Origin of the sequence: Pseudomonas sp. PDM09, assembly GCF_014852305.1 — a bacterium.
In the GTDB taxonomy this organism is placed as follows: domain Bacteria; phylum Pseudomonadota; class Gammaproteobacteria; order Pseudomonadales; family Pseudomonadaceae; genus Aquipseudomonas.
The window spans coordinates 385,011-405,069 of sequence record NZ_JACVBI010000005.1 but is presented as its reverse complement, the minus strand read 5'-3'; the positions used below and the strand labels follow the sequence as shown (position 1 = coordinate 405,069).

15 protein-coding genes and 2 pseudogenes are annotated in these 20,059 nt (G+C 59.9%); 10 read left to right on the top strand and 7 right to left on the bottom strand.

Features of this window, described 5'->3' with window-relative positions; genetic code table 11:
• Positions 1-4 precede the first annotated feature (4 nt).
• From IB250_RS15310 to IB250_RS15285, 6 genes are all read left to right on the top strand, one after another.
• Entirely contained in the window at positions 5-1,168 is a 1,164-nt protein-coding gene (locus IB250_RS15310; RefSeq protein WP_192344719.1) for an AMP-binding protein, read from the top strand.
• A gap of 14 nt (positions 1,169-1,182) precedes the next feature.
• Positions 1,183-1,974, top strand: coding sequence for an ABC transporter ATP-binding protein (locus IB250_RS15305; RefSeq protein WP_192344718.1), 792 nt, complete (start codon positions 1,183-1,185; stop codon positions 1,972-1,974).
• Positions 1,975-2,043: 69 nt separating this feature from the next.
• Entirely contained in the window at positions 2,044-2,925 is an 882-nt protein-coding gene (locus IB250_RS15300) for a branched-chain amino acid ABC transporter permease (protein ID WP_192344717.1), read from the top strand.
• An 11-nt stretch (positions 2,926-2,936) separates the two neighbouring features.
• Positions 2,937-4,004, top strand: coding sequence for a branched-chain amino acid ABC transporter permease (locus IB250_RS15295; RefSeq protein WP_192344716.1), 1,068 nt, complete (start codon positions 2,937-2,939; stop codon positions 4,002-4,004).
• A gap of 78 nt (positions 4,005-4,082) precedes the next feature.
• Entirely contained in the window at positions 4,083-5,408 is a 1,326-nt protein-coding gene (locus IB250_RS15290; protein ID WP_192344715.1) for an ABC transporter substrate-binding protein, read from the top strand.
• Between the two features lie 44 nt (positions 5,409-5,452).
• On the top strand, positions 5,453-6,223 hold the full coding sequence (locus tag IB250_RS15285) for an ABC transporter ATP-binding protein (protein ID WP_192344714.1): 771 nt from the start codon (positions 5,453-5,455) through the stop codon (positions 6,221-6,223).
• A gap of 13 nt (positions 6,224-6,236) precedes the next feature.
• Here the strand turns inward: IB250_RS15285 and IB250_RS15280 are convergent, their stop codons facing one another.
• The 7 genes and pseudogenes from IB250_RS15280 to IB250_RS15250 all read right to left on the bottom strand — a co-directional run bounded on the left by IB250_RS15280 (position 6,237) and on the right by IB250_RS15250 (position 13,454).
• Positions 6,237-7,340 carry a sigma-54 interaction domain-containing protein gene (locus IB250_RS15280; protein ID WP_008073833.1) on the bottom strand — a complete coding sequence of 368 codons (1,104 nt, stop codon included), beginning with the start codon at positions 7,338-7,340 and terminating at the stop codon, positions 6,237-6,239.
• An 8-nt stretch (positions 7,341-7,348) separates the two neighbouring features.
• On the bottom strand, positions 7,349-8,536 hold the full coding sequence (locus tag IB250_RS15275) for an acyl-CoA dehydrogenase family protein (protein WP_008073834.1): 1,188 nt from the start codon (positions 8,534-8,536) through the stop codon (positions 7,349-7,351).
• Between the two features lie 9 nt (positions 8,537-8,545).
• Positions 8,546-9,109, bottom strand: coding sequence for an FMN reductase (gene msuE / locus IB250_RS15270; RefSeq protein ID WP_008073835.1), 564 nt, complete (start codon positions 9,107-9,109; stop codon positions 8,546-8,548).
• Between the two features lie 1,037 nt (positions 9,110-10,146).
• Positions 10,147-10,398 (bottom strand): annotated as a pseudogene (locus tag IB250_RS15260) (acyl dehydratase); the annotation flags it as partial.
• Positions 10,399-10,618: 220 nt separating this feature from the next.
• Positions 10,619-10,976: pseudogene (locus IB250_RS28930) on the bottom strand (chemotaxis protein); the annotation flags it as partial.
• 141 nt (positions 10,977-11,117) lie between these two features.
• Positions 11,118-12,386 carry a tyrosine-type recombinase/integrase gene (locus tag IB250_RS15255; protein WP_192344764.1) on the bottom strand — a complete coding sequence of 423 codons (1,269 nt, stop codon included), beginning with the start codon at positions 12,384-12,386 and terminating at the stop codon, positions 11,118-11,120.
• Between the two features lie 153 nt (positions 12,387-12,539).
• Positions 12,540-13,454: a LysR family transcriptional regulator gene (locus IB250_RS15250; protein WP_095631404.1), complete on the bottom strand. Its 915-nt coding sequence runs from the start codon at positions 13,452-13,454 to the stop codon at positions 12,540-12,542.
• A gap of 269 nt (positions 13,455-13,723) precedes the next feature.
• Here IB250_RS15250 and IB250_RS15245 point away from each other — a divergent pair, with 269 nt between their 5' ends.
• The 4 genes from IB250_RS15245 (at position 13,724) to pgm (ending at position 20,029) form a co-directional block, all read left to right on the top strand.
• Entirely contained in the window at positions 13,724-14,746 is a 1,023-nt protein-coding gene (locus IB250_RS15245; protein ID WP_192344712.1) for a zinc-dependent alcohol dehydrogenase family protein, read from the top strand.
• A 567-nt stretch (positions 14,747-15,313) separates the two neighbouring features.
• A complete protein-coding gene (locus tag IB250_RS15240) occupies positions 15,314-16,804 on the top strand; it encodes a hypothetical protein (protein WP_192344711.1) in 1,491 nt (496 codons plus the stop codon).
• A 67-nt stretch (positions 16,805-16,871) separates the two neighbouring features.
• On the top strand, positions 16,872-18,272 hold the full coding sequence (locus tag IB250_RS15235; protein ID WP_192344710.1) for a PLP-dependent aminotransferase family protein: 1,401 nt from the start codon (positions 16,872-16,874) through the stop codon (positions 18,270-18,272).
• A 110-nt stretch (positions 18,273-18,382) separates the two neighbouring features.
• Positions 18,383-20,029, top strand: coding sequence for a phosphoglucomutase (alpha-D-glucose-1,6-bisphosphate-dependent) (gene pgm, locus IB250_RS15230; RefSeq protein ID WP_192344709.1), 1,647 nt, complete (start codon positions 18,383-18,385; stop codon positions 20,027-20,029).
• Positions 20,030-20,059 lie beyond the last annotated feature (30 nt).

The following is a 20,059-nucleotide window of genomic DNA, read 5'->3' as shown; positions in this document are numbered from 1 at the left end:
GGTCATGCCGACATTCATCGATAACCCGCAACCCGTCGCGGGTACCTTGCCGCAGTGGCTGCAACATCAGGCACGTCAGCAAGGGACGGGCATCGCCCTGCGCCATAAGCGCCTGGGGGTGTGGCAGGTGCTTACCTGGCGCCAACTGGCCACTGAGGTTCAACGCCTGTCCACGGCCTTGCAGGCGCGTGGTTTTGTGCCTGGTGCGACTTTGGTGATTGTCAGCCGCCCGCGGCCGGAGGCATTGATCGCTGCCCTGGCGGCACAGTGGTTGGGCGGCGTGGCCGCGCTGTTGGATCCGCTGGAAGCTGCGGCCGCGCAGGTGCCGCTGCTGCGTGAGCTGCACAGGGAATGGGTGTTCGCCGAAGGTCATGAGGAGATTCAGCGCCTGCGCGCCGCCGGACTGGCGCCCAGGCTGCTGATTTACGCCGACGGCCGCGGCCTGGCTGAGGTGAGTCAGGCCTGTGACACCCTGGCGTTCGCACATCTGCAGCAGCAAGGCAGCGATCACCGGCTGGAGCCCCAGGCCCGCGCCGAGCGCACAGCCTTTGCTTTCTATCGTTTGGACGCGGTGCAGGGCATCGAGCAGCAGCGCATCAGCCACGCCGAGTTGCTACTGGAAGGCCGGCGCCTGGTGCACAGCGAGCAGCTGGGGCGGCAGGACGAAGCCCTGGCGGCGCGAGCGTTTGCCGCGGGTGGTCAAGCGCGTTATTTGCTGGCGCCTTGGTTGATTGCCGGCTTTCGCCTGAACTTTCCGGAGAACCTGTCGACTCGCGACCAGGACCGTCGTGAGTTGGGCCCGACGCTGGTGGCCGGCACCCGGGAAACCTACCAGCGCCTGCATGCCCAGGTCCTGGCCCGCTTACCGGAGCCAGGCTGCTGGCGCCGGCGAATGGTGGATTGGGCGCTGGTGGCGCACCCCGGTGCGCTGCAACGGCACCTGGGATACTGGCTGATCCGCCGGCCGTTGCGCGATGTCCTCGGCTTTTCTCGTACCCGTGCGCCGTTGCTGGTGGGCGAGGCACTTGCACCGCCAACCCTGGCGTTTTTCCAGGCGTTGGCTATTGAGGTACGCACCTGGCCGGATCCGGCACAGTGGCACCGCCCCGCGCCGTGGCCAGCTCCGCTGGTCAACGGCTGGATCGAAGACAGCACGCAACCGGCCTGACAAGGACATGATTCATGGTACAGACACAGGCGACAAAGGTTGAACATCTGCTAGTGCTGGAAAACATCGGTTTGTCGTTCAAGGGCGTCAAGGCGGTGACCGACATCAGCTTTGCTGTGGCAGCCGGGGAGATTTGCGCCTTGATCGGCCCCAATGGCGCGGGAAAAAGCTCACTGCTGAATGTGATCAACGGCGTGTACCAGGCCCAGCAGGGACGCATCCGCTTTGCCGGAGAAGAGCACCGGCGCATGCGCCCGCATGATGTGGCGGTGCGCGGTATTGCCCGCACCTTTCAGAACATCGCCTTGTTCAAAGGCATGAGTGTGCTCGACAACGTGCTCACCGGACGCACCCTCAAGCGTCGCAGCAGCTGGATTGAGCAGGCCCTGCGCATCGGCCGCGCTGCGGGCGAAGACGACCGCCAGCGGGAGGCGGCCGAACGGGTCATCGATTTTCTGCACATTCAACAGTGGCGCGACACCCTTGTCGGCAAGCTGCCCTATGGCTTGCAGAAACGGGTGGAACTGGCCCGTGCCCTGGCCTCCGAACCGCGCTTGCTGTTGCTGGACGAACCGATGGCCGGGATGAACACCGAAGAGAAGCAGCAGATGAGCCGGTTCATCGTCGACATCAACCGTGAGCTGGGTACCACCGTGGTGTTGATCGAACACGACATTGGCGTGGTCATGGGCATTAGCGATCACGTTGTGGTGCTCGACTACGGCCTCAAGATCGGCGACGGCCCGCCCGATGAGGTGCGGCAAAACCCCGAGGTGATTGCCGCTTATCTCGGCACGCGCCACTAACCCCCGAGTCGACAGCGCCGCCAGCTATCGGGTGGCAGGGGACTCTTTGCCCGCAAAACAGGAAGGCTCATGGAATTTTTCTTCGAGGTGCTGATCGGCGGGCTGTTGGCCGGGGTGATGTACGCCCTGGTGGCCATCGGTTTTGTTCTGATCTACAAGGCGTCCGGCGTCTTCAACTTCGCCCAGGGTGCGATGGTGCTGTTTTCGGCGCTGACCTTTGTCAGCCTGCTGGAGCGCGGGGCGGCGTTTTGGCTGGCGTTTGTCATCAGCCTGGCGGCGATGGTGCTGCTGGCGGTGGCGGTGGAGCGGGTGGTGTTGCGCCCGCTGGTCAACCGTTCACCGATCACCTTGTTCATGGCGACCCTCGGCTTGTCCTACGTGATCGAAGGGTTCGCCCAAGTGCTGTGGGGCGCCCAGGTACATGGCCTGGAACTGGGCATCAGTGACGAGCCCCTGGAACTGGGCGGCATGCTGCTGTCGCCGTTCGACATTTTTGCAGCCGTGACTGCCGCGTTGCTGGTGTTGGCGCTTTCGCTGCTGTTTAACAAAACCCGTATCGGTTTGTCGTTGCGTGCTGTGGCCGATGACCCGCTGGCGGCGTTGGCCGTGGGCATCCGTCTGCAACGGGTCTGGGTGTTGGTGTGGGCGGTGGCCGGGTTTGTCGGTCTGGTGGCCGGCCTACTCTGGGGCGCGCGGCTGGGGGTGCAGTTTTCGCTGTCGCTGGTGGTGCTCAAGGCCTTGCCGGTGCTGATCATCGGCGGCTTTACCTCGATCAGTGGAGCGATTGCCGGCGGGTTGATCATCGGCGCCTCGGAGAAGCTGGCCGAGGTATACCTGGGCCCCGTCATCGGCGGTGGTATCGAGAACTGGTTTCCCTATGTGCTGGCGTTGCTGTTCCTGCTGGTGCGGCCGGCCGGGTTATTTGGTGAACGCGCAATCGAGCGGGTTTAAGGAGAGGCGTGATGTTTTATCAGGAAGCCGGTCAGTTCAGTACTCGCTATGCCCAGGACCGCCGGGTATTTTGCCTGCGCCAGGAGCGTTACGGCTTGGTCGGCTTGCTGCTGTTGGCCTTTGTCGGTGTGCCGTATCTGGGTAACGACTATTGGTTCAGCGCCATTCTGATTCCGTTTCTGGTGCTGTCACTGGCCGGGTTGGGGCTGAACCTGCTGACCGGCTACGCCGGGCAGTTGTCGCTGGGCTCGGCGGCCTTCATGGCGGTGGGCGCCTTTGCCACTTACAACTTTGAACTGCGGGTGCCGGGCTCGCCGTTGTTGCTCAGCATGGCCCTGGGCGGGGGAGTGGCAGCGCTGGTGGCGGTGCTATTCGGTCTGCCCAGCCAGCGGATCAAGGGTTTCTATCTGCTGGTGTCGACCCTCGCCGCGCAGTTTTTTGTGACCTGGGCGCTGACCCGCTTCAGCTGGTTCTCCAATAACAGTGCTTCGGGGGTGATCAGCGCACCGCGCCTGGAGATTCTTGGTGTGGATCTGAACTCGCCGGTGGGGCGTTACCTGCTGACCCTGGGCGTGGTGGTGGCGTTGTTCTGGCTGGGCAAGAACCTGGTGCGCAGCGAGCTAGGGCGTAACTGGATGGCGGTGCGTGACATGGACACCGCTGCTGCGGTGATGGGCATTGCGTTGTTCAAGACAAAGCTGCTGGCGTTTGCCATCAGCGGGTACTTTCTCGGGGTGGCCGGGGCGCTTTGGGCCTTCACCTACCTGGGGACCGTGGAGCCCCACGGTTTTGACCTGAATCGATCTTTCCAGATCCTCTTTATCATCATTATCGGCGGCCTGGGCAGCATCCTCGGCAACTTCCTCGGCGCGGCGTTCATCGTGTTGTTTCCGGTGCTGCTGTCGAACCTGGTGGCCTTGTTGCCGGCCGGGCTGATCGATGCCGGACAGATAGAAAACCTGCAGAAGATGGTATTTGGCGCCCTGATCATTGTGTTCCTGATCAAGGAGCCGGAGGGCCTGGCGCGCCTCTGGCAGAAGTTCCGCGAGCGCGCTCGGTTGTGGCCGCTGCGCTACTGAGCGACTCGGCGTAAGTGCCGATTGCTCTGAATCCCTTTGGTTGACCCTTCACTTGATTACTTGATAAGGAAAACATTGATGTTGAAACGATCTCTACTAAGTAGCCTCGCCCTGGCTGTCAGCCTGAGCACTGCCACGTTGACCGCGCAGGCGGATAACGAACAGTACTTCCCGCTGCAGAGCTATCGGGTCGGTCCTTATGCCGCCGGTGGTACCGGGTTTTTTGGTGGTTTTATCGACTACCTCAAGTACGTCAATGCCAATGGCGGGGTCAACGGCGTCAAGCTGACCTGGAGCGAGTGCGAAACCGAGTACGTGGTCGAGAAGGGCGTGGAGTGCTACGAGCGTCTGAAAAAAGGCCTCAATGGTGCGCCGGCTGCCGCCACTAACCCGCTGTCGGTGGGCATCGCCTATGCCACCCTTGAGCGTTCGACCGCGGACAAACTGCCGCTGATCACCATCAACCACGGCCGCACCGACTCCACTGACGGCAGCGTTTTCCCCTACGCCTTTCCCTTGCAGCTGAACCCGTACTCCGAAGTCTCGGCGATCATCAACTACATCGGCCAGCAGGCCGGGGGGCTGGACCAGCTCAAGGGCAAGAAGATCGTCACCCTGTTTCACGGCTCGCCCTACGGCAAGGAAACCAATGAGGTGTTGCAGACCCTGGGCGACAAGTACGGGTTCAAGCTGACCCTGCTGGAAGTGCCCCATCCGGGTAACGAGCAGCAGTCGCAATGGCTCAACATTCGCCGGGAAAAACCCGACTGGGTGATTCTGCGCGGCTGGGGCGTGATGAACCCGGTGGCGTTGAAAACCGCGCAGAAAGTCGGCTTCCCGGTGGATCACATCATCGGCAACATCTGGAGCAACTCCGAGGACGATGCCGCCCCGGCCGGTGCCGCCGCCAAAGGCTTTATTGCGATCACCACGCACCCCTCGGGCACCGATTTCCCGGTCTTGCAAGGCATCCAGCAGCAGGTGGTGGCCAAGGGCAATGGTGACCTGGCTGATCCGAAACGCTTTGGCACCGTGTATTACAACCTGGGGGTGGTGAACGGCATTCTCAACGTTGAGGCCGTGCGCATTGCCCAGGAAAAATTCGGCAAGCAGCCGCTCACCGGCGAGCAGGTGCGCTGGGGCCTCGAGCACCTCAAGCTGGACGATGCCCGCCTCAAGGAGCTGGGTGCACTGGGCCTGGTGCAACCCTTGCAGCTGTCATGCTCGGACCATGAAGGGGGCGGTGCGGTGCGCTTCCAGCGGTGGGATGGCAGCCAGTGGAAACTGATCAGTGACTGGGTGCAGGCCGACCGTGCCTTGCTCAGACCGATCATTGAAGCCTCGTCGCACCAGTACGCCAAGGAAAAGGGCATCACACCGCGCGATTGCAGTCAGGACAGCTGAGATGTGAATCGGGAGGCGTTCCGGTTTCTTTGGGGGAGAGCAACATGAACCAAGTACCGATCTTGCAGATCGACGCGATTGAAGTCCTGTACGAACAGGCAATCCTCGCCGTGCGCGGGGTATCCCTGGCGGTGCCGCAAGGACAGATCGTGGTGTTGCTGGGGGCCAACGGTGCTGGCAAAAGCACCACCTTGAAGGCCGCCGCCAATCTGGTGAGGGCCGAGCGGGGCGAGGTGGTGCAGGGGCGGATTATTTATCGAGGCGAGGATGTCACCCGCAGCACGCCCCATAGCCTGGTTGCCAGCGGCCTGGTGCAGGTACTGGAAGGCCGGCATTGCTTTGCCCAACTGACCGTGGAGGAAAACCTGCTGACGGGTGCCTTTGCGCGTCAGGTGTCCCGCGGGCAACTGAAGGCCGATCTGGAGCGTATCTACAGCCAGTTTCCGCGCCTCAAACTGCGGCGCAAAAGCCTGGCCGGCTACACCTCCGGCGGTGAACAGCAGATGGTTGCGCTCGGGCGGGCGCTGATGGCCCGGCCACAGCTGGTGTTGCTGGACGAACCTTCGATGGGCCTGGCACCGCAGATCGTCGAGGAGATCTTCGAGATGATCCATCAGCTCAATCGGCGCGACGGCGTGAGCTTCCTGATTGCCGAGCAGAACATCAACCTGGCTCTGCGTTACGCCCAGTACGGCTACGTGCTGGAAAGCGGCCGGGTCGTCAGCGAAGGCACGACCGGGCAGTTGGCCGCGCGCAGTGATATTCAGGACTTCTATCTGGGGGGCGGGACAGCGGGTAAAGGAGCAGCTGCTTGACCGCTAGCACCAGTCAGATCGACAGGTTGACCACTTTGACCGTCCGGGCGTCTTGTGCCGGGCGGCGTTTGTTCACCACCAGCTCACCGACCTTGATCAGCATCGCGCGGGTGATGTTGCGACTCAGCCCCAGCAGGCTGGCGGTGTGTACCTGGTTGTAGTGGCTGAAGCGATAGGCCGCGCGCAGCAGCGCTTCCTCGACCCGCTCGTGGAGGGCGCCGCTTTCTTCCTCGAACAGCTTCTGGAAGGCTTGCTGCAACAGGGCGTCGGCACTGTCGTCCTGGACGGTATTGCTGGCGTCCTGGCGTTCGATACGCAGGTTGGACAGGTGCAGGTCCTGGACACGGATCAGATTGTTACGGCAGATCAACAGGGTGTGGTGAATGACGTTTTCCAGCTCGCGAATATTGCCCGGCCATGAGTAATTCACCAGCTTCTGTTCGGCTTCGGTATCCAGCACCACTTCGCCATAACCCAGCCGACGACTGTACTCGGCGATGAAGTGGCGGATCAGCGGCAGGATGTCGCCCGGTCGCTCGCGCAGCGGGCTGAGCTCCAGGCTGACCACGTTCAGCCGGTAATAGAGGTCTTCGCGAAAGTGCCCGGCGTTGATGGCTTTTTCCAGCTGCACGTTGGTCGCAGCCAGCACCCGTACATCGATGGGGATGCTTTTGCGTGAACCCAGGCGAACCACTTCACGCTCCTGCAGCACCCGCAGCAACTTGACCTGGATCGGCATCGGCAAGTCACCGATCTCGTCGAGGAACAGCGTGCCGCCGTTGGCTTCCTCGAACCAGCCGGCCTTGGCGCTCAGGGCGCCGGTGAAGGCGCCTTTTTCGTGGCCGAACAGTTCGGCCTCCACCAGGCTTTCGGAAAACGCGCCGCAGTTGACCGCGATAAACGGCTTGTTGCGACGGGCGCTGAGGTTGTGCAGATGACGGGCCACCAGTTCCTTGCCGGTCCCGGTTTCGCCGATGATCAACACGCTGGCGTCACTGGGCGCGACCTGTTGCAGGTGCGCCAGCAGCGCCTGTGATTTCGGGTCTTCGAAGACTTGCGCAGTGGCGCGTATCGAGGTGGCCAGGGCTGGTGAGGGCGGCAGCGTGAGTAGTTGCATGGTGGGGCCTATGAGTAAAAGGACGGAGTGGGTAGCGTCTTGTTGAGCGCCCAGTCACCCAGTTCATGGAGCTTGTAGTCCACGGGGTCGTGCAGGGTCTGGGTGCGCAGGTTGCGCCAGTGACGATCAAGGCGCAGCGCGGCATGGGTGGCGCGGGCGCCAGTCACTTCAAACAGGCTGCTGGTCAGGTCCAGGCCGGTGCGGGTGGCGGCGACCTTGGCGGTGGCAATGGCCAAGGCCAGTTGGCCACGCTCCTCGGCGCCGAGCCGGTGCTCCTTGCTCCAGGCTTGGTCGAGCAGGGCGTTGGCGCGTTCAGTGAGCAGGCGCACGCTTTCCAGCCCGACCCAGAACTCGCCATAATGGCGCAGGACATAGGGGTCCTGATTGGCCTGGCTGACGTTGGCCTTGAACCAGGGGCGCGTTTCCTTGAGGGTGTAATTGCGGGCCTCTTCGAATGCGCCCTCGGCAATGCCGAGGAAGATATTGACGAAGGTCAGTTGGGCGATCAGCGGGCGCAGGCAGGCAAAGGGCGTGCTCAGCGGGCCGGGATCTAGCAGCAGTTCATTCTCTTCCACACGCACCCGTTCGAAGGTGGCGCTGCCGCTGTCGGTCTGCCGTTGGCCGATGTTGTCCCAGTCGCCGTGCAAGGTGATGCCGGTGCGATGACTGGGAATGGCGGCGATCAACAGCTTGCCGCTGGTGGATTCATCCAGCGCCGAGGCAATCAGCATTTCTGAATCGGAGGCGCCGGAGCAGAAACTCTTGCGCCCGGAAAACTCGCGATAGCCTGCAAATTTTTTTGACAAGGTGCGGGTGTCCAACGGGTTAAGGGCATTACCCCAGAACCAGTTGTTGCGCGCGGTCTGTTCGAACCAGGGCTGCCACTGTTCGGGCCGGGAAAACAGCCGTACCGTGGCCAGCATCAAGTGCTGGAAGCCGAACACATGGGCGATCGAGCTGTCGACCCTGGCGAACTCGCGCACCACTTCCAGGGTGTCGCTCCAGCTGGCGCCAAGGCCACCGTATTGCTGGTCAATTTTCATCGCCAGCAGACCGCAGCGGCGCAACTCGTCGCGCTCGGCTTTCGGCGTGCCGCCCAGATGGTCGCGTTCGGCGGCGGTTCGGGAAAACTCGGCGGCGAGCGTCCGGGCGATCTGCAGCGGGGTTTCAAGTCTGGATGTATGGATAGCGGTCACAGGCTGTCCTCAGGCTGTTTTCCGCAAGTCGGCGGCATTGGCGGTGAACAGCGGTGCGGCCCGTTCGACTGCCAGGCGGATGCGTGTTTTCAGCGCTTCGCTGCTGATCTGGTAATTCGTGAAATCGGCCTCCGAGGCATACACGCCAAGGGGCAGGGTTACCGACTGGAAGAAGCTGAACAGCGGGCGCAACTGATGATCGATTACCAGCGCATGCCGGTCGCTGCCACCGGTGGCGGCCAGCAACACCGGGGTGTCGATCAATGCGTCCTGGCCAATCAGGTCGAACAGGTGCTTAAACTGGCCCGGGTAGGCGCCTCGGTAGACAGGTGCGGCCACAACCAGCAGGTCCGCCGACTCAATCGCACTCAACTCGTACTCAACGGTTTCCGGCAGCTCCTGACGGGACATGGCGCTGCCCAGTGGGCGGACAATGTCGCCCAGTTCGATGATGCGGCTTTCGATTGGCAGGTACTGGCTCAGCTCGGCAACGATGGCCTGGACCAGCACCAGGGTGCGCGACGGACGATAGGTTCCACCGGAAACGGCGACGACTTTAAGTGGGGTGCTCATGGGGTCTGTTCCTGTTCGAGTTGCGGGATGTGCAGCCATCAGAGCAAGAGTTGTTCCAAGGTTAAAATAACTATTAAAAACAATAAGATGGATCAACTTGTTATCTCGGCTGCTGTTGCCCGGGCAGCTAACTGTTGAGCGACTGTTGCCTGAGCAACAATGGCGCTGCTGTTTACCGGGCAACACTGCGGCATCCATGAATTAAATGTAAGTGATCTAAAAAACATCCAATAAATACTTTTTGGTTATTAGCTTAAGGTTTTGTCTGGCCGCCAGTGCCGGGTGAGTCGCCTTTGGCTGGCCTTGGCAGGCCGATATCAGCGGGGAACGCCCCTCGCAGCGGCCAAGTGTTGCTCAGCCAATATCGGTTCAGCATCACTGTTGGGCGGGCAACAGTGCAGTCGACCCAGGCGTACGGCATTCACCTTCCACCGTCGCCGCTCAGATAGCTGTGTACGGTGCCTGCGGTGACACCCGCTACCTCTGGGTAACTCTGAGTCCGGCCGCCCGAGCACCAACCAGGACATGCGGCCTCATGCGCTCGATCAGTCATTCTGGATCTGCTCAAAATCGAAGGAGTCGGGATCGGTATCGAAGTAAACCCAAGTTACCGAGCCAAAACTTTGCGAACGCAATTGTGGTGGTTTGAAACGCCACTCTTGGCGGAGGGCGAATACATCAGGGCCGCGAACCTAGACTCGTATACAAGGGGCTCCCTGACTCTTAATTCAAGTTGTGGTTTTTTGGGGTATTGTTAGGTGACTAACTACTGAAAGCCATTGGAGAGAGTACGCCAGCCTTGATCTTGCCCCATCAGGCTGATTGGATTCTTGAGGACGGCATCAGCAGGAGCCAACACATGATCCTGGTAGTTCTGGCCGACGCCTGGAAGGTCTACGACTACATCAATCCCATGTTCTCGAAGGTGCTGGGCCGAGCCGATAGTATTGAATATTCGGTTTAGAACGCTGAAGGCTGCATAAATTCGTGACAACGGGGCAAGGACGCCTCACTTCAGCGAGCCATTTTCTAAGCCATCAATTCATGGATTTGGCAGCAACGTTGGTGGGATCTCTTTCAGAAAGCATCAGCTTGAGGCATTCACACTCTTCAGTTCCAGGTAGCACACCAGAAGTTGTTGCCTCCATCACAGTGATGCCTTCAGCATTCATTATCCTGACTTCGGCTTTAGCATGACCGCGTTCATCGATGTCAGCGATGAGCCAGTGGCAGGTGACCTGTTCTCCCGCGTAAACCGTTCGCTTGAACACGAAATTCATCCCGGTTGCCCAACGGCGACGGAAGCAGATTCAATCAGGAACGCAATGAACGAAGCGCTGAAACAGCTTCCTGAGGTTTCTCGAGCGCTGGCTATCAAGGATAGTCTTGCCGGCCACTGAGGCTGACTTCGAGTGTCTTTTAGAATATGAGCGCTGTGCGGCCCATCGCGGCTTTTCGTTTGTATCGTCCTGAGCGGCGAGCCGTCCTTGGATCGGCACCTCAAATGAGCTAGAACCTAAACCGCCCCAGCAGTCCCTTAAGCTGCACGGAAATATCGGTCAGACGGCCTGAACCGGTCTGCGCCAAGTGGGTAATTCCTCGACCGACTGTGCATCGGCATGGTTCTGCGCGATGTACCGGTTGATGTTGTCGGCCACCTGGTGCTGCTACTCTGCGGCCGTAGTGATTTCTTGGGGGGAGTGGCGGACCGAGTCCACCGAGATGCGGCTCTTATAGAAACTGTCGCAGGCCTGTTGGATGTGCTACACGCTGGTTTGCGACACCTGGAGGCTGCTCTGCATTCGCAGGATGACTTTTTGGTCCGCCGCGCGAGGTCGTCCAACAGGCTGTCAATCTCGCCGGTGGCTTCACCAAATGAAGCTGGCCACCGCGCGTCGTGTTTCAGGCTGTTGGTAGCAAGTGCGATGCCTCGGCTATTCTCGGATAGAGACGCTAGTCGTAAGTCTCATCTCCCGCTCCAATCTCCTGATCTGTTTTTGCTATATCGTCAATCTGTGGTCACTCGCGCAGCGTTTTGCCGCAGCTGGTCTAAATAGTCAGCCCATTGTTGAGCCGCTTCCCGGCGTTGTACCAGCAGTTGCGCCCGCGCATACACAGCCCCTAGCGCTCCTGGCATCCGGTGGGATAACGACAGTTCGAGCACGATTGGATCAATACCCAAGTGCTCGTGGGCAATGGTCCGGTAGGTGGCGCGAAAGCCGTGGGCAGTGATGTCGTACTCTGGCCAGATACGCTGAAAGGACTTGAGCATGGAGGTTGGGTTTATGGGACGTCCCGGATAGACCGGCGAGACGAACACCCAGCCTTTGCCTTCTTCATCCACCACGCGGATTTTATGCAGCTCGCGTAACAGAACCAAGGCTTGCTCAGGCAACGGCACGATGTGTTTGCTCTTGTCCAGATGCTTGGTCTTGCTCACCACATAACGCCAATCGGCGCCCACCAAGTCGACATCTTCCCAGCGCATCTGCACCAGTTCGCCTGGGCGGACCGGCAACATAATCAGCAGGCGCATTGCGGAGGCAACGCTGCCGTCGTTCCAGTCGTCCAGACGCAGAAGAAACCTGCCCAGGTCGGCTGGCCTTTCGATGGCCGGGTTGTTGGTGACGACATGGCGGATCTTCAATTCCTCAATGTTGCTGAGCGCTACGTTGCGTTCAACCCAGCCGCGCCCTTCAGCAAACCCCAGGACGGCACGGATGATGGTGCGCACGCGCCGGGCCATCGCCATTGTGCGCTGGCGGCGCAGCTCGGTAATGATCGTGGTGATGTGCTCCAGCTTGATCTCGGTGACCGGCTTTTTACCAATGGTAGGCAAGATGTGGTTGTTCAGCGCTCCGCTAAACCCTGAGATGGATTTAGTCACCAGTTCGGCAGACTTGAATGCCAACCATTGCTTGGCGACATACTCGAAGGTGCGCACCTCGTTGAGGAGATGCGCCTCGATTTTGGCGGTCTTGGCCTTGAGCGGAGCGGTGTGGTTAGCCACGTCGCGGCGTGCGCCGCGGGCAATGTCGCGCGCTTCTTTCAGGCCGATTTCGGGGTAAGCGCCGATTGAGAAGCGGTTTTCCTTGCCATTCAGCCGATACTTCAAGCGCCAGAACTTGGAAGGGGATTTGCCGACCTTGCTCGACACCCTTACCTCCAAGTAGAGGCCAGGGACTTCGCCATCGGCGTGTTTGCCGGGTTCGGTCAGCGAGCGGATCAAGGCATCGCTGAGTTTTCGTTTGAAAACAACCGCATTATCTGGGGGCATCGGTGGGGGCATCCTTTTTAAGGAACCGAAATTTGCCCCCAATTATGCCCCCATGAGTCGTGGAATCCATTGGATTTAGACAGGCGGCAGTGGACCTAAATTACCAATAAGCGATTGTTATAAAACAGTTTTATGGAATTTACTGGAACTCCATTACAAGCTATCGGGGTCCCCAAAGAACATCTGAATCCGCGACCGTAACCACCGCTCCCCCGGATCATTATCCTGCGACCCACGCCAAGCCATGTGCAGCTCAAAACTGCGCACCGGCAACGGTGGATCTTCCGCCCGCACGCCACCGGCTGCAGTCAACGCTTCAGCGGTGTAATCCGGGACAGTGGCCACGATATCAGTCCCGCTGATCAGTGTGCTCAGCCCATTGAACTGCGGCACCGCCAGCACCACATGCCGTTTGCGCCCCAGCTTCTCCAGCTCTTCATCGATAAAGCCGCTCAGGTCGCCAGCGAACGAAACCAGCGCGTGGGGGCGGGCGCAGAAGTCATCCAGGCTCAACGGTCCCGGTACCGTGTCGGCGCGTAACAGCTTCGGCATGCTGCGGCGCAGCACTTTGCGCTTGGCGTTGGCCGGCAGGTCGGCGGTGTAGCTGACACCAATGGAGATCTCGCCCGAGGCGAGCAGGCTTGGCATCAGGATGTAGTTGGCCCGACGCACCACCAGCACGATTCCCGGCGATTCCGCGCGCAGCCGTTTGAGCAGCATTGGCAGCAGCGCGAATTCAACATCATCCGACAAGCCGATGCGGAACACCGCGGTGCTGGTCGCCGGGTCGAATTCCGCCGCACGACTGACCGCGGTGGAAATCGAATCCAGGGCTGGAGAGAGCAGGGCGAAGATTTCCACTGCTCGGGCGGAAGGCTCCATGCTGCGGCCGGTACGCACGAACAACGGGTCATCGAACAGCCCGCGCAGGCGCGAGAGCGCCGCACTGATGGCCGGCTGGCCGAGGAACAATTTTTCCGCAGCGCGGGTCACGCTGCGTTCGTGCATCAGTGTTTCGAAAACGATCAACAGGTTCAGGTCGACACGACGCAGGTCATTACGATTCATCTGGAGTCCTGGCAGATTCAGCAAACTTGACGTGAGCGGCCATATGAGAACAATGGCCGGCATGAATCTTACGGGGAAAGACTGGTACTCTGCACAGGGTAATTCAGTTTTTTCTGAAAGGCTGCTTCGGTTTTTCACGGCATTGGATGATGTCGCCGTCGCTGCGGAATCAATGACAGGCATGTCGACTATTAATAGCCACTGATGGTCTTGGGTAGAAAGCCCAGATAGAGTTCAGGGCATTAGAGGTTACTTTGACGAGGTTTGCGATGTCCCGCACGATCCGTTTTCACAAGTTTGGTCCAGCCGAGGTGCTCAAATGCGAAGAGCATGCGGCCGCTCTGCCTGCGCCGGGCGAAGTGCAGGTGCGCGTCGAAGCGATAGGCATCAGCTGGTATGACATTCTCTGGCGCCAGAACCTGGCTTCGTCCCATGCTCGTCTGCCTTCTGGCCTGGGTCATGAAATGGCTGGTGTGGTCACTATGGTCGGCGAAGGCGTCGATGATTTGGCCGTTGGTGACAAGGTCGCCAGCTTCCCGGCCGAGAGCCCCAACGACTACCCGGTTTACGGCGAACAGATCGTTCTGCCACGCACGGCGCTGACCCGCTACCCGGACGTGCTCAGCCCGATCGAAGCCAGCGTGCACTACACGCCGCTATTGATCGCTTATTTTGCCTACGCCGACCTGGCGCGAGTCAAACCCGGGCAATTCGCTCTGGTGACCGACGCCAGCCACTGTGCCGGGCCATCGTTCGTGCAACTGGGCAAAGCCCTTGGTGTGCGGGTGATTGCTGCGACCAAAACCGCGGATGAGCGTGAATACCTGCTGTCTCTGGGCGCCGAGAAAGTCATCGTTACCGAAGAAGAAGATCTGCTGATGCGGATCAACAAAATTACCGATAACCGCGGCGTCGATGTGGTGTTCGATGGCCTCGGCGGGCCGCAGATGTCGCTGCTCGGCGATGTGCTCGCCCCTCGGGGCAGCCTGGTGCTCTATGGCCTGCAAGGAGGTAACCAGACGCCGTTCCCGGCCTGCGCGGCGTTCCAGAAGAACATTCAGTTTTTCGTGCACTGCATCGGTAACTTCACCGGCAAGCCGGAACTGGGCATCATTCAGGACCAGGTCGCATTGCAGCGTGCCCTGCGCGACATCAACCAGTTGACCGCAGACCGCGTGCTGCTGCCGCTCAAAACCCGGGTCTTCCCGTTTTCAGAGTTTGTCGAAGCACACCGCTACATGGACGAATGCCCATGCCGCGAACGGGTCGCCCTTCAGGTCGAGCCTGCCTGAGCCCTTCCTCTGCCAAGAGTCCGTGCGAATACGGACTCTTCTGCTGGCAGTCACTCCCAAATGAGACGTGCCATCGATCTGTCGGTGGGCCGGTTCAGCAACTGAACTGGTTTTTGCTCTCGATCTGTATCTTCTAATCATTATGTAAGCCCTGATAATTGAATGATTACTTTCATCTCAAGGAAAGAGTCATGGCCGAGTATCAGCCTGAAACTCCTCAATGCGCGCCGGCAATATATGCTCAACAAATAATGCGGCGTCGCTCAGTTGTCTTACATTCGTGGGCAACTTCTTTCTTTATTTCTTGTGCTAAGTGTCTGTGGGACGCTGTCGGAAATTTCCTAGGAAAACCCGCGAGAGCCCAAGGCGCCCGTTCTGCGGGGCATCGCGCCGATATTGATCTCCCTGGGTTACCCGTAGCGTTCAAACATTTCAAATAATTACACAATGCTTAAGTGCTAGCATTTGAATAACAGCGCCGGCACTCCATTCATGACAAACAACCTGTTGCGCAATACACCTCGTTATTTGCGTGGCATCGCACTTTTGAGTCACAGGTAAATAATGATGACCGCTACCCATGATCAGGCAATGAACTATGTTTATCAGCAAATGCTGCAGCGCTTGCTGGGTTTTTTCTCTCGCGCCGAGCGCACGGCATTGCAATTGCTGATTCAGCGCCTGGTGATGTCCGCAGGAGGTTTGGAACGTATCGGCGATTACAAGGTGCTGTCGATCCAGTCCGGGTCCCGCGACAGCTGCTACACCCTGGCGCTACTGCGTGCCGCTCAGCTGAGTATTGCCGGTCGGGCACCGGCGACGTTTCAGCTGCGAGTGGCGACCTTGCGCTTGAACGGTGCGGCCTCGACAGCCTTGGAAAACATCCATCGCAGCTGCAGTGCATTGTTTCTCTACGACGATCCCCGGGTCGAAGTGTTGATGGTCGATAATCGCGAAGTCCTGCCGTTCAATCATCTGGCGCCGATCTCCGAAGCCGGTCGTGAGTCGAATCGGCTCAATCTGCTGATGGTCGGGCACCGCCGAGTCTGGGACGGGCCGCTTGATCTGTGGGATGACGGGTATCTGGCGACCGGCGAGTTTTACGGACAAATCGCCCGTTGGGACCAGGGTGTCGACGCATTGATCAGTAGCGATACGCCCCGTCTGCAGAAGCAGTTTCTCGAGGGGTTGAATCGTGCGGCGGCCAAGGCCGGGCTCAAGGCGCCGGACCGTCACGAAACGGGCTACGAGTGTCTGTTCGCGCGACTCGATGAATTGGGCAGCGATTGCTACCGCGAGTTTTATCCCGAGGCTGCCCAGGCGGCGTGGCGTCCCGCCGAACGTTTTGAAGCCTGTCGCCGCACGACCTTCATCGATATTCACGACATGCTGGTCAGCAACCTGGAAGAGCGCTGGCCACTGCTCACCGATTTCCTCGGGTTTCAACCTGACGAGTTGTCGGCCCAGCTCAGTGATAACGGCTACGTCAGCTTGTCGATATCCGCGCATCTTCGTGGCTTGCAAGCGTGCTTTGTACAGGGTCGCAGCTACGAGGAAGGCATTGGTGAGTACCTGCAGCGGGCGCTGGTGATGATGCGCCGCAAACATGTTCCAGAGCGCTTTTGCGAACAGGCTATGGAAACCTTCGGCAACCCGATGACGATGACCGATCAGCGCGCATTGGCATCGGCTGAAGCACAAAAGAGCCTCGGTTTGAGCGAGGCTCAACTGGTGTGTCTACTGTTTGCCCCGTTTGTCGATAACGGCGCGGCGCTTGAGCATTTTCTCCGTCAGTGCCATCCCGGCATGCTCGTCGCGTTGCCGGACTTGCACCGGGCGATGCAGGGCGGCCCGGCTCCCGAGCAGGTTCTGCAATGGATGGTCGATGTCAGCGGGTTGCCCGTGAGTCTGATCAGTACGCTTTACCGCATGGGGCCGGTGGTTCGGGATGAGGGCAGGGCTCTCGGCCTGGAAAGCGTCGAGGTGGGTGGGCAAGCTGAAGTCGTGGAGCCTGGCAGTGAAACGACTGTGTCTGGCGAATGGTCGACGGGCCGGTGAAAGTCACTGGTTCGACGGATCCGGCAAGGATGCGTCACGACGTTCGTAGTCTGTTCGGCCATTACCCATGAAAGGACCACGAGATACCGATTTTGCGTATCAGGCGGTGTACCGTTACCTGACTAACCTGATCAATGAGCCGGGCAGTGACATGCAAGTGCGCCTGCCTTCATTGCGGCAGTTGGCGCACCGCCTGAGTGTGTCGATCTCGACCATTCAGTACGCTTATTCGCTGTTGGAAAAGGAAGGGCGCGTCTATTCAGTGGCCAAATCAGGCTACTACGCACTCCCCGTGTCCTCAATCGGCATGCCCGGTAGCGGCAAGGACCTGCTCGAAACGGTTTACGTCAACGCCAGGCGTCCCGGCATGCTGGTGCTTAGCGCCGATGAACCGGCGTTATTACAACCCCTGGATAGCCCGTTGCTGTTACTGGAGAGAGAATTGCTGCGCCAGTATCCGCGCCAGCCGCAACCGTCTTCGCAACCCTGCGGCGAGCTGGAACTGCGCACGGCCCTGGCGGCACGCTACACCACCTCACCGACCCGTTGCTGGCATGCCGATGACGTCTATATCGGCGCCGATCTGCGTGGCGTACTGGAAATATTGATCGCTGTCCTTGGCCTCAAGGATGCTGTGGTGGTGGTCGAGTCACCGTGCGACTGGGCTATTTTGCGCCTGTTTCAAGACGCGGACGTGCAGGTTGTCGAGCTGCCGCTGCAAGCCCATGGCGGCCTGGATCCTGAGCAGTTGAAGCAGCTGCTTGAGACTGAGCAGGTGCGACTGGTGATGCTTTCATCGAGGCTGAATATGCCCCGGGGCAGTGTGGCGCCTGACGGCAACAGGCAAATCACCGCACAGTTGCTGGAGCGACACGGCAGTTGGGTGCTGGAAAACGATTGTTACGGCGAGCTCGAATTCGAGCCGAGCGGCCTGCGGTTTCGTGATCTGCTGGACCCGGATCGGCTGATCGTGTTCTCCACATTCGAGAAAATCATCGGGTCGGAGGCGCCCTTCGGTTATCTGCTGTCGCGACAGCTGCGCGCCGAATTGCAACGGCACTTTCTGCTGCGAGTGTTTCGCTTGTCGCTGATTCGTCAGAAAGCCATTGCGCGGCTGTACAGCAACGGACGCATTGATCAACACCTGCTGGTGTTGCGTCGACTGCTCAAGGAACGCATGGTGCAGATGACTCGGTTGCTGGAAGAGCGTCTGCCCGATGCGTTGCACTTCGTTGAGCCCCGGGGCGGGGCGACAATCTGGATTCGTTCGTTGCGCCAGGTCGATGTGCGTCGAGTATTCGAGCGTTTGCTCAAGCAGCATGTGGTGATTGCGCCGGGGGAGCTGTTCAGCCTGCAGGGCCTGCACGGACAGCACTTGCGCCTGAGCCACACCTTCGGTGGTCACCACGACCTCGCCGATGCGTTGGGTCTGTTGGCGGATGCCTTGCGCCTGGAATCGATCGACTGAGCCGAGGCGCAAACCCTCCTCGGAACCTGACAATCGATAACATCGCGCCCGGAGCAAACTGTCAGTAAACTGCGCTCTATTCCCGAACCACTCTTTCTCAGAGGTTTTGCATGACACTCAGTCCTTTTGCGGGCAAACCGGCACCGGCAGAACTGTTGGTCGACATCCCGCGACTGGTAACGGCCTATTACACCGGCCAGCCCGATGCAGCCATTTCTACCCAGCGCGTCGCTTTTGGCACGTCCGGACACCGAGGTAGCTCGTTCGATCTGAGTTTCAACGAATGGCACGTTCTGGCCATCAGCCAGGCGATCTGCCTGTACCGCGAAGCCCAGGGCATTGACGGTCCATTGTTCGTCGGGATCGACACCCACGCGCTGTCCACGCCGGCCGGTGCCAGCGCCCTGGAAGTCCTGGCGGCAAACGGCGTGACGGTGATGATCGCCGAAGGCGACGAGTACACGCCGACGCCGGCCATTTCCCACGCGATTCTTTGCTACAACCGTGGTCGAACTTCGGGCCTGGCAGACGGCATCGTCATCACCCCGTCTCACAACCCGCCACAAAGCGGTGGCTACAAGTACAACCCTACCAACGGCGGCCCGGCCGATACCCACATCACCAAGTGGATCGAAGCCAAGGCCAACGAACTGCTGGCGGCCAAACTCGCCGGCGTCAAACGCATCAGCTACGAGCAGGCCCTGAAGGCCAGCACCACCCATCGTCACGATTACCTCAACACCTATGTCGCTGACCTGATCAACGTGATCGACTTCGACGCCATCCGCGATGCGAAGCTGCGTCTGGGTGTCGATCCGCTGGGCGGAGCAGGGGTGCGCTACTGGTCGGCGATTGCCGAGCACTATCGCCTGGACCTGGAGGTGGTGAATAAACAGGTTGATGCGACATTCCGTTTCATGACCGTCGATTGGGACGGGCAGATTCGTATGGATCCATCGTCCAGCCACGCCATGCAAGGTTTGATCGGTCTGAAAGAGCGTTTCGACGTGGCCTTTGCCTGTGACCCGGATCACGACCGCCATGGCATCGTGACCCCGTCCGGTGGCTTGCTGGCACCCAACAACTACCTTGCGGTGTCGATCGATTACCTGTTCCAGAACCGTCCGCTGTGGCGCGCCGATGCGGCCGTGGGTAAAACCGTGGTCAGCAGTGGCTTGATCGATCGCGTCGCCAAACGCCTGGGCCGCCGTCTGTACGAAGTGCCGGTTGGCTTCAAATGGTTTGCCGACGGCCTGTTCGACGGCTCCCTCGGTTTTGGCGGCGAAGAAAGTGCCGGCGCGTCGTTCCTGCGCAAGGATGGCAGTGTCTGGTGCACTGACAAGGATGGCTTGATTCCGGCGCTGCTGGCGGCTGAAATGACTGCCCGCACCGGGCGTGACCCAAGTCAGGCTTATCGCGCGTTGACTGATGAACTGGGCGAACCGTTCTCGGTACGGGTCGATGCCAAGGCCAACCCTGAGCAGAAAGCGCTGCTGAGCAAATTGTCGCCAGACCAGGTCACCTCGACTCAACTGGCGGGCGAAGCGATCCAGAGCATCCTCAGCCATGCGCCGGGCAACGACCAGGCCATTGGCGGTCTGAAAGTCATGACCGAGAACGGTTGGTTCGCGGCGCGTCCTTCGGGCACAGAGGATATCTACAAGATCTACGCGGAAAGCTTTGTCAGTGACGACCACCTCAAGCAGTTGGTGGCGGAAGCTCAGACACTGGTGGATGGCGCGATTTCTGCGAAGTGATTGAGGGCCCTGTGGCGAGGGAGCTTGCTC

What these genes read in the sequence shown, in the direction of transcription:
- msuE (WP_008073835.1), bottom strand. Translation starts at nt 9,109, where the DNA reads ATGAGCACCCCACTTAAAGTCGTCGCCGTTTCCGGTGGAACCTATCGT.
- IB250_RS15300 (WP_192344717.1), top strand. Translation starts at nt 2,044, where the DNA reads ATGGAATTTTTCTTCGAGGTGCTGATCGGCGGGCTGTTGGCCGGGGTG.
- IB250_RS15255 (WP_192344764.1), bottom strand. Translation starts at nt 12,386, where the DNA reads ATGCCCCCAGATAATGCGGTTGTTTTCAAACGAAAACTCAGCGATGCC.
- IB250_RS15285 (WP_192344714.1), top strand. Translation starts at nt 5,453, where the DNA reads ATGAACCAAGTACCGATCTTGCAGATCGACGCGATTGAAGTCCTGTAC.
- pgm (WP_192344709.1), top strand. Translation starts at nt 18,383, where the DNA reads ATGACACTCAGTCCTTTTGCGGGCAAACCGGCACCGGCAGAACTGTTG.
- IB250_RS15295 (WP_192344716.1), top strand. Translation starts at nt 2,937, where the DNA reads ATGTTTTATCAGGAAGCCGGTCAGTTCAGTACTCGCTATGCCCAGGAC.
- IB250_RS15305 (WP_192344718.1), top strand. Translation starts at nt 1,183, where the DNA reads ATGGTACAGACACAGGCGACAAAGGTTGAACATCTGCTAGTGCTGGAA.
- IB250_RS15280 (WP_008073833.1), bottom strand. Translation starts at nt 7,340, where the DNA reads ATGCAACTACTCACGCTGCCGCCCTCACCAGCCCTGGCCACCTCGATA.
- IB250_RS15240 (WP_192344711.1), top strand. Translation starts at nt 15,314, where the DNA reads ATGACCGCTACCCATGATCAGGCAATGAACTATGTTTATCAGCAAATG.
- IB250_RS15245 (WP_192344712.1), top strand. Translation starts at nt 13,724, where the DNA reads ATGTCCCGCACGATCCGTTTTCACAAGTTTGGTCCAGCCGAGGTGCTC.
- IB250_RS15250 (WP_095631404.1), bottom strand. Translation starts at nt 13,454, where the DNA reads ATGAATCGTAATGACCTGCGTCGTGTCGACCTGAACCTGTTGATCGTT.
- IB250_RS15235 (WP_192344710.1), top strand. Translation starts at nt 16,872, where the DNA reads ATGAAAGGACCACGAGATACCGATTTTGCGTATCAGGCGGTGTACCGT.
- IB250_RS15290 (WP_192344715.1), top strand. Translation starts at nt 4,083, where the DNA reads ATGTTGAAACGATCTCTACTAAGTAGCCTCGCCCTGGCTGTCAGCCTG.
- IB250_RS15310 (WP_192344719.1), top strand. Translation starts at nt 5, where the DNA reads ATGCCGACATTCATCGATAACCCGCAACCCGTCGCGGGTACCTTGCCG.